Annotated in this window: 7 protein-coding genes, 1 pseudogene and 1 other annotated feature; all 8 genes and pseudogenes read right to left on the reverse strand. The window is 47.7% G+C overall.

Annotated features, from left to right (window positions below):
* Nucleotides 1-23: 23 nt before the first annotated feature.
* Nucleotides 24-797 carry a tryptophan synthase subunit alpha gene (gene trpA / locus V7M78_RS07770; RefSeq protein WP_333648121.1) on the reverse strand — a complete coding sequence of 258 codons (774 nt, stop codon included), beginning with the start codon at nt 795-797 and terminating at the stop codon, nt 24-26.
* Nucleotides 790-1,974, reverse strand: a complete 1,185-nt coding sequence (gene trpB / locus V7M78_RS07775) for a tryptophan synthase subunit beta (RefSeq protein WP_333648123.1) — start codon at nt 1,972-1,974, stop codon at nt 790-792. The genes trpA and trpB overlap by 8 nt, the downstream gene beginning before the upstream one ends.
* Nucleotides 1,974-2,597, reverse strand: a complete 624-nt coding sequence (locus tag V7M78_RS07780; protein WP_333648145.1) for a phosphoribosylanthranilate isomerase — start codon at nt 2,595-2,597, stop codon at nt 1,974-1,976. Before V7M78_RS07780 ends, trpB begins: the two co-directional genes overlap by 1 nt.
* Nucleotides 2,598-2,599: 2 nt before the next feature.
* Nucleotides 2,600-3,394 carry an indole-3-glycerol phosphate synthase TrpC gene (gene trpC / locus V7M78_RS07785; RefSeq protein WP_333648125.1) on the reverse strand — a complete coding sequence of 265 codons (795 nt, stop codon included), beginning with the start codon at nt 3,392-3,394 and terminating at the stop codon, nt 2,600-2,602.
* Complete coding sequence (gene trpD, locus V7M78_RS07790; protein ID WP_333648127.1) at nt 3,391-4,410, reverse strand: anthranilate phosphoribosyltransferase; 1,020 nt, start codon at nt 4,408-4,410, stop codon at nt 3,391-3,393. The genes trpC and trpD overlap by 4 nt, the downstream gene beginning before the upstream one ends.
* 14 nt (nt 4,411-4,424) lie before the next feature.
* Complete coding sequence (locus V7M78_RS07795; RefSeq protein WP_333648129.1) at nt 4,425-4,994, reverse strand: anthranilate synthase component II; 570 nt, start codon at nt 4,992-4,994, stop codon at nt 4,425-4,427.
* Complete coding sequence (locus V7M78_RS07800; RefSeq protein ID WP_333648131.1) at nt 4,994-6,466, reverse strand: anthranilate synthase component I family protein; 1,473 nt, start codon at nt 6,464-6,466, stop codon at nt 4,994-4,996. Before V7M78_RS07800 ends, V7M78_RS07795 begins: the two co-directional genes overlap by 1 nt.
* Before the next feature lie 122 nt (nt 6,467-6,588).
* Nucleotides 6,589-6,850: a binding site (T-box leader), on the reverse strand.
* A 47-nt stretch (nt 6,851-6,897) separates the two neighbouring features.
* Nucleotides 6,898-7,397, reverse strand: a pseudogene (locus V7M78_RS07805) (hypothetical protein); the annotation flags it as partial.

The raw sequence follows: 7,397 nt of genomic DNA on the forward strand, positions 1-7,397 counted from the left end.
TTTTTCATGTTGCAGCAGCTTTTTTAACCGCTGACAGCAGCTTTCATTTCCTTTACATACTGGCAGATGGGCTCTACACAGTCCTTTCCGTATTTGGCGGCAATTTTTACAATGGCGCTGCCTACGATGACTCCGTCCGCATGTCTGCTCATTTCCTTTGCCTGTTCCGGTGTGGAGATTCCGAAGCCTATGGCACATGGAATGTCTTTGACTTCTTTTACAAGAGAAACCATTTCCGCGATGTTGGTGTTGATTTCCGTTCTCACTCCGGTCACACCCATGGAGGAAACGCAGTAGATAAAGCCTTCTGATTCAGAGGCAATGGTCTGTATCCGGTCCTTGGAGGTGGGGGCAATGAGGGAAATCAGTTCAACTCCAAACCTTTGGCAGAGGGGAAGAAGCTCCTCCCGCTCCTCAAAGGGCATATCCGGCACGATGAGAGCGTCAATGCCGCATTCTGCTGCATTCTTAATAAATCTTTCACTGCCATATACGAAAATCGGATTGATGTAGGTCATAAATGCCAGAGGCACGTCAGTTTCCTTTCTGATTCTTTTTACAGAGTCAAAAAGCTTATCTGTGGTAGTTCCTGCCTCCAAAGCCCGCATATCGGCTTCCTGAATGACAATTCCTTCTGCAATTGGATCAGAAAAAGGGATTCCAAGTTCAATTAAATCAGCGCCTGCCTTTGCCATGGCGGGAACCAGCTTTTCCGTGGTAGCCAGATCCGGGTCACCTGCTGTAATAAATGGGATAAATGCTTTTCCTTTTGAAAATACGTCTCTTACTCTACTCATAGATATCAACCCCCTTGTAACGGGCAATGGCTGCCACATCCTTGTCGCCGCGCCCTGATAAATTAATAACAATAATTTCATCCTTGCTCATAGAAGGAGCCACTTTTCTGGCGTAAGCCACCGCATGGGCGCTTTCAATGGCCGGAATAACCCCTTCCAAACGGGATAGGTATTCAAATGCATCAACAGATTCCTGGTCAGTAATGGGCACATAGCTGGCTCTTTTGGAGTCATAGAGAGCTGAGTGCTCCGGTCCGATGCCCGGATAGTCAAGTCCTGCGGAAATGGAGAAAACAGGGGCGATCTGGCCGTATTCATCCTGGCAGAAATAAGACTTCATGCCGTGGAAAATTCCCAGGGAACCGGTGGTAAGGGTGGCAGCGTGCTTTCCGGTTTCAATGCCGTGACCTGCCGCTTCACATCCCACCAGCTTTACGGATGGTTCATTGACAAATTCGTGGAAGATTCCCATGGCATTGCTGCCGCCTCCCACACAGGCAATAACCATGTCAGGAAGCTTTCCTTCTGCTTCCATAAGCTGAGAGCGAACCTCTTTGCCGATGATGCTCTGAAAATCCCTTACAATGGTAGGGAAGGGGTGAGGGCCCATAACAGAGCCTAAAACGTAGTGAGTGTCCTCCACCCGGTTGGTCCATTCTCTCATGGTTTCGTTAACAGCATCCTTTAAGGTCTGGGTTCCGCTGGTAACGGAGTGAACCTTTGTGCCTAAAAGTTCCATACGGAATACGTTTAAGGCCTGACGGTCTGTATCCTCTTTACCCATGTAGACCTCGCACTCCATTCCCATAAGTGCGGCCGCTGTAGCAGTGGCAACGCCGTGCTGTCCGGCTCCTGTTTCAGCAATAACACGGGTCTTTCCCATTTTCTTGGCTAAAAGAACCTGACCTAAGGCGTTATTGATCTTGTGGGAACCGGTGTGGTTTAAATCTTCCCTCTTTAAATAAATTTTTGCGCCGCCTAAGTCCTCTGTCATTCTCTTTGCATAGTAGAGAAGAGAAGGTCTTCCGGTATATTTTTGGTGAAGTTCCTGAAGTTCTGCTATAAATTCCGGGTCCTTGCTGTATTTTTCGTAAGCTGCTTCCAGTTCATTGACTGCGTTCATCAGCGTTTCCGGGACAAATTGCCCTCCGTGCTGTCCAAATCTTCCTTTTGACATTATTCTTTACTCCTTATTATTTGTATAATTTCTTTGATTTTCTCAGGGTCCTTTTTCCCCTCTGTTTCCAGGGAACTGCTTAAATCCAAGCAGAATGCGCCGGTGTCCATGGCAAGCCTTATGTTTGCAGCGTCGATGCCTCCCGCCAGAAACCAGGGAGTTTTGATGGCTGGAATCATGGACCAGTCAAAGGTCTTCCCGCTTCCTCCGTAGACTCCTTTTGTATAAGTATCAAAAAGCAGAAAGTCTGGGGGAAGTTCCTCGGCCTGTATGATATCCGCCTCTGTCCGGACCCGTACGGCTTTTATAATGGGAAAGCCGGGTCCTAAATGTTTTTTTAATTCCAATATATAATTACAATCCTCATCCCCATGGAGCTGTATGCAGTCAATGGTTTTCTGCTCTGCCAAAGCCAGAACTTCTTCCATAGGACTGTTTACAAAAACTCCCACCGCCGGAATCTGCGGCAGCAATAATTCCCTTAATTCTTTTGCCTTTAAAGCTGTAAGCTGACGCTTTCCCGGGGCAAACACAAAACCGATATAGTCCGGCTTCCATATGTTGACGGCCAGAATGTCTTCCTTTCGGGTCAGCCCGCATATTTTAATCCGGTTTTCCTTCATGCTCATCGTGCAGCCCTCTTAAAACCGCTTATAATCTCTTTTTTATCCGGAGAGCGCATCAGGCTTTCTCCGATCAGAACCGCATTGACACCTGCTTCGGATAACTGTCTGATATCATCGTCCGTCTTGATTCCGCTTTCCGCCACAAAGAGCACATCAGGGGGAACCAGGGACCTTAAACGGATGGAGTTGTTAAAATCCACTTCAAAGGTTTTCAAATTCCGGTTATTTACGCCGATGATTCTGGCTCCTGCCTCCAGAGCGGAATGGATTTCCTCCTCGTCATGGGCTTCTACCAGAGCGCTTAATCCCAGCTTGTCGCAAAGTTCAATTCCTTCCCTCAAAGCTTTTGTATCCAGAAGAGCGCAGATCAGCAGAACTGCCGAAGCGCCGATGACCTTTGCTTCATAAATCTGGTAAGGGTCTACTGTGAAATCCTTTCTCAGCAAGGGAATGGACACTTCCCGGCTGATTTCCGTCAGATAGTCATTGCGCCCCAGGAAATACTCCGGTTCCGTAAGGACTGAGATAGCATTTGCCCCAGCAGCCTCATAATCCTTTGCGATATCCACATAAGGAAAATCAGGAGCAATGAGTCCTTTAGAGGGGGAAGCCCGTTTTACCTCGCAGATAAAGGAAATATCAGGAGAGGAGAGGGCCTGTTCAAAGGAAGGTGTTTGGTCCTTTGTTTTCTCATAAACCTGAAATGCCAGCTTTTCCATTTCCCACATGGAAACGAACATTTTTGCAGCCAGTGCCCTATTTTTTGAGGCAGCAGCCAGAGTGTCCAGAATCATGAAGTCACCTCCTGAGTTGCTTTCACAAATTCCTCCAGCTTGGCGGCAGCCTTTCCGGAGTCGATTAAGTCCGCTGCTTTTTCTATACACTCTGCGATGGTGCAGTCGTCAATTCCCAGGTACAGGCTTAAAGCGGAGTTTAAAATAACGATATCCCGTTTTGGCCCTTGAAGCTTTCCGTAAAGAATATCCCTGGTGATTTCTGCATTATCAGCCGGTGTGCCCCCTACCAGATCAGAAAGAGAAGTTCTGTTTAAGGAAAAATCTTCCGGTGTAATCACATACCGGGTCAGTTCCCCGAAACGGATTTCACATACATGGGTAGGGCCAGTCACTGTAGCCTCGTCAAGTCCGTCGTCTCCGCATACCACCATTCCCCGCTTCACTCCAAGGTTGCTTAGCACCTGGGCCAGGGGGTCTACCAGTTTCTGATCGTAAACACCCAGAAGCTGCATGGTGGCTCCCGCAGGATTGGAAAGAGGGCCTAAGATGTTAAATATGGTCCTTACTCCAAGTTCCTTGCGGACCGGGCCTGCATACTTCATGGAAGAGTGGTAAGCCTGAGCGAAGAGAAAGCACATGCCGGTTTCTTTTAAGATCTTTCCGGACTGTTCTGAGGTGAGATTTAAGTTCACCCCAAGGTGTTCCAGCACATCGGCAGCCCCGCTTTTGCTGGAAACGCTGCGGTTTCCGTGCTTTGCCACAGGAACGCCTCCGGCAGCAACCACAAATGCGCTGGTGGTGGAAATGTTAAAGGTTCCCGCCTCGTCGCCTCCGGTGCCCACAATGTCGATAACCGGAAAATCCGGTTCCAGTTTCAGGGCTTTTTCCCTCATGACCGTGGCACATGCGGTGATTTCATCAATGGTTTCCCCCTTCATCCGGAGTCCGGTTAAAAAGGCCGCCATCTGGGCGGGAGTGGTTTCTCCGCTCATGATTTCGTTCATCACTTCTCTGGCTGCGTCAAAGCTTAAATCCTGCCCTGTGATTACTTCGTGAATTGCCTGTTGAATCATTTCGTCTGCCTCCTTTATACAATGGATAAGAAATTTTCAAGTATGGTCTTCCCGTCCGGCGTCAAAATGGATTCCGGGTGGAACTGAACACCGTAAACGGTATAATCTTTATGTTTTACTGCCATGATCTCTCCCATATCATCGGTGGCAATGACGGCCAGACAATGGGGAAGGGATTCCTTTTTCGCGATAAGGGAATGGTATCTGGCAGCAGGAAGCTGTTTTTCCAGACCCTTAAATATAGGATCAGCGGTGTCAATGGTGAGAATGCTCTGTTTTCCATGCATCAGCTTTCTGGCATGGGTGATCTCTGCTCCGTATACCTCGCAGATTCCCTGATGCCCCAGACACACCCCCAGAATGGGAACTGCTCCTGCCAGCTTTCTAACCACATCCTCACACACGCCCGCATCTTTTGGATAACCGGGGCCGGGAGAGAGGATGATGTGGCTTGGGGAAAGTTCTTTGATTTCCTCCACAGTCATTTCATCGTTTCGTATGACCTTGATATCCGGGTTAATGCTTCCGAACATCTGAACCAGATTGTAAGAAAAACTGTCGTAGTTATCGATTAAGAGAATCATCAGTCATTCACCTCTCCTGCTGTTTCAATGGCCTTGATCACGGCCTTTGCCTTGTTTGCCGATTCTTCATATTCCGTCTCCGGCACGCTGTCGGCCACAATGCCGCCTCCGGCCTGGACGTACACCTTTTCCCTGACCTTCACGGCCATCCGTATGGCGATGCAGGTATCCATGTTTCCGGTAAAATCGATGTATCCAAGGGCTCCGCCGTAAATTCCTCTGGGCTCTGATTCCAGTTCTTCAATGATTTCGCAGGCCCGGATTTTAGGAGCGCCGGAAAGGGTACCTGCCGGAAGAACGGCTTCAATGGCATGGAAGGCATCCCGGTCAGGAGTGATGTCGGCCTCCACCTGGGAACAGATGTGCATGATCCGGGAATAGCGGTGGATCATCTGATAGCCGGTCACTTCTACGGTGGAAAATGCTGCGATTCTTCCTAAATCATTTCTTCCCAAGTCCACCAGCATATTGTGTTCTGCCAGTTCTTTTTCATCGGCAAGCAGTTCTTCTTCCAGCCGTCTGTCTTCTTCCTCACTTTTTCCTCTTGGCCTGGAGCCTGCCACCGGGAAGGTGGTGAGCCGTCCGTCCTTTAATCGGACCAAAGTTTCCGGAGAGGTGCTCATGATCTCCATGTCGTCCATGTGGAGATATACCATGTAAGGAGAAGGATTGGTCGTTCTTAATACCCGGTAGGCATTTAACAGGCTGTCATGATAATCACTTGTAAACTGTCTGGAAAGTACTGCCTGGAAAATGTCTCCGTCCACGATGTATTCCTTTGCCCGCTCCACCATGGTGCAGAATTCTTCTTTTGTCACATTGCAGCGGAACTGAGGCCGGCTGGTGACAGAGGATTTTTTCAAGGGGGTATTTTCTGCGATCATGCCTGCAATGCTTTCCAGCCTTGCACAGGCTTTCCCGTAATTCTCCATAACCCGGTCTGTTTTCATGTTGACCACAAGGCTGATTTTCTGTTTTAAGTGATCATATGCAATGACCGTATCAAAAAGCATTAAGTCAAAATCGTTGCATTCCCCCTTTTTTATGGATAAGACCGGCTCTGCATATCCGATCATGCTGTATGCAAAATATCCGACGAAGCCTCCGGTAAATGGAGGAAGCCCTGGAAGCTTTGGAGAACGGTAATCCTTTAAGATATTTCGGAGAACATCGTAAGGCTTTCTGGTTTCAGTTACCTGGTCGGCTTCACTGCTATGATAATGATGAACCGTCACCACATGGTCCTTGCAGGAAACCTTTAAGACCGGATCGTAGCCAAGGAACGAGTAGCGGCCCCAATTTTCGCCCCCCTCAATACTTTCAAGCAGATAATAACGGCTGTCTAAGGCTGCGATCTTGCGCAGCAGGGTAATTGGTGTGACAATGTCTGCAAAGATTTCCCTGCAGACTGGTATGACGGGATAGGAAGCAGCAAGCGCTTCAATTTCCCTGCAATCCGGTGTGATGTTCATGGTTTAACTCCTTTCAACTTTTTTGTCCGGGTTCTCAGGACATAATGGTATACCCGTAGGGTGCTTCAACTTTTTTGTTTTAAAATCAAAAAAGCTCCCGTCCCTTAACCATATAAATATGGCTAAGGGACGGAAGCTTATAAATCGCCTTCCGCGGTACCACCCTGATTGAAGAAGATAGACTTCTTCCGCTCTGTAACACACTAACATGTGCCTCCCCTTGGTAACGGATAGGAAACCCGTCAGCATCTACTCCCAGTTATTTCTGGTTTCAAGCCGCCCTCGCAGGTCCATTCAGATTAAACATCAACGCTTCCTCCCACCAACCGGAAGCTCTCTGGGCATGATGAAGAAATCTTACTTACTCCTGCTCAACAGTTTGTTATTTTGATATAGTATAGGAGATGGGGATAGAAATGTCAATAGGGAATTTATTTTTTTAAATATATTTCGGCTTCTTCTTTTGCCAGTTTGAATTTATCCTGTATTTTTTGCGATATAATCAGATCAGATATTCCGACTTCCCTGAACGCATCAACCAGGTTAAGAATTCCTTGTTCTAGTCCTTCCTCTCTGCCCAGTTCTATAAATTGTTCCATAACCTCACACATAGTATCATGGCCTCCTTCCTCACATTTCAAAAAATGTACCCGTTTTGACAAGTGCCCCTGACTGGCATCATCCGGGTCTGCTTCTTTAAAATACTTCATCATCCGGGCTATCTCTGTGCCATCGTCTACTGCTGCATTCACATATAATATAGTTACTCCGTCTTCATATACGGTGTCCGTACCTTCAAAAAATTTCTTGACAGAATAGGTTGTCCTCCCTGCCCTCCATAGGTCTGTCTCACTTATATAGATGATATGGACATCCGGCAGTTCATCATAATCTTTCCCCTTTTGCAGGAATTCGCTGTCTATCATGGAAT

Source organism: Lacrimispora sp. (genome assembly GCF_036758025.1).
Taxonomy (GTDB): domain Bacteria; phylum Bacillota; class Clostridia; order Lachnospirales; family Lachnospiraceae; genus Lacrimispora.

Bases quoted from the DNA above. Each gene is read 5' to 3' on its own strand.
- V7M78_RS07795 (WP_333648129.1), bottom strand. From the start codon at position 4,994: ATGATTCTCTTAATCGATAACTACGACAGTTTTTCTTACAATCTGGTT.
- trpD (WP_333648127.1), bottom strand. From the start codon at position 4,410: ATGATTCAACAGGCAATTCACGAAGTAATCACAGGGCAGGATTTAAGC.
- trpA (WP_333648121.1), bottom strand. From the start codon at position 797: ATGAGTAGAGTAAGAGACGTATTTTCAAAAGGAAAAGCATTTATCCCA.
- V7M78_RS07800 (WP_333648131.1), bottom strand. From the start codon at position 6,466: ATGAACATCACACCGGATTGCAGGGAAATTGAAGCGCTTGCTGCTTCC.
- trpB (WP_333648123.1), bottom strand. From the start codon at position 1,974: ATGTCAAAAGGAAGATTTGGACAGCACGGAGGGCAATTTGTCCCGGAA.
- V7M78_RS07780 (WP_333648145.1), bottom strand. From the start codon at position 2,597: ATGAAGGAAAACCGGATTAAAATATGCGGGCTGACCCGAAAGGAAGAC.
- trpC (WP_333648125.1), bottom strand. From the start codon at position 3,394: ATGATTCTGGACACTCTGGCTGCTGCCTCAAAAAATAGGGCACTGGCT.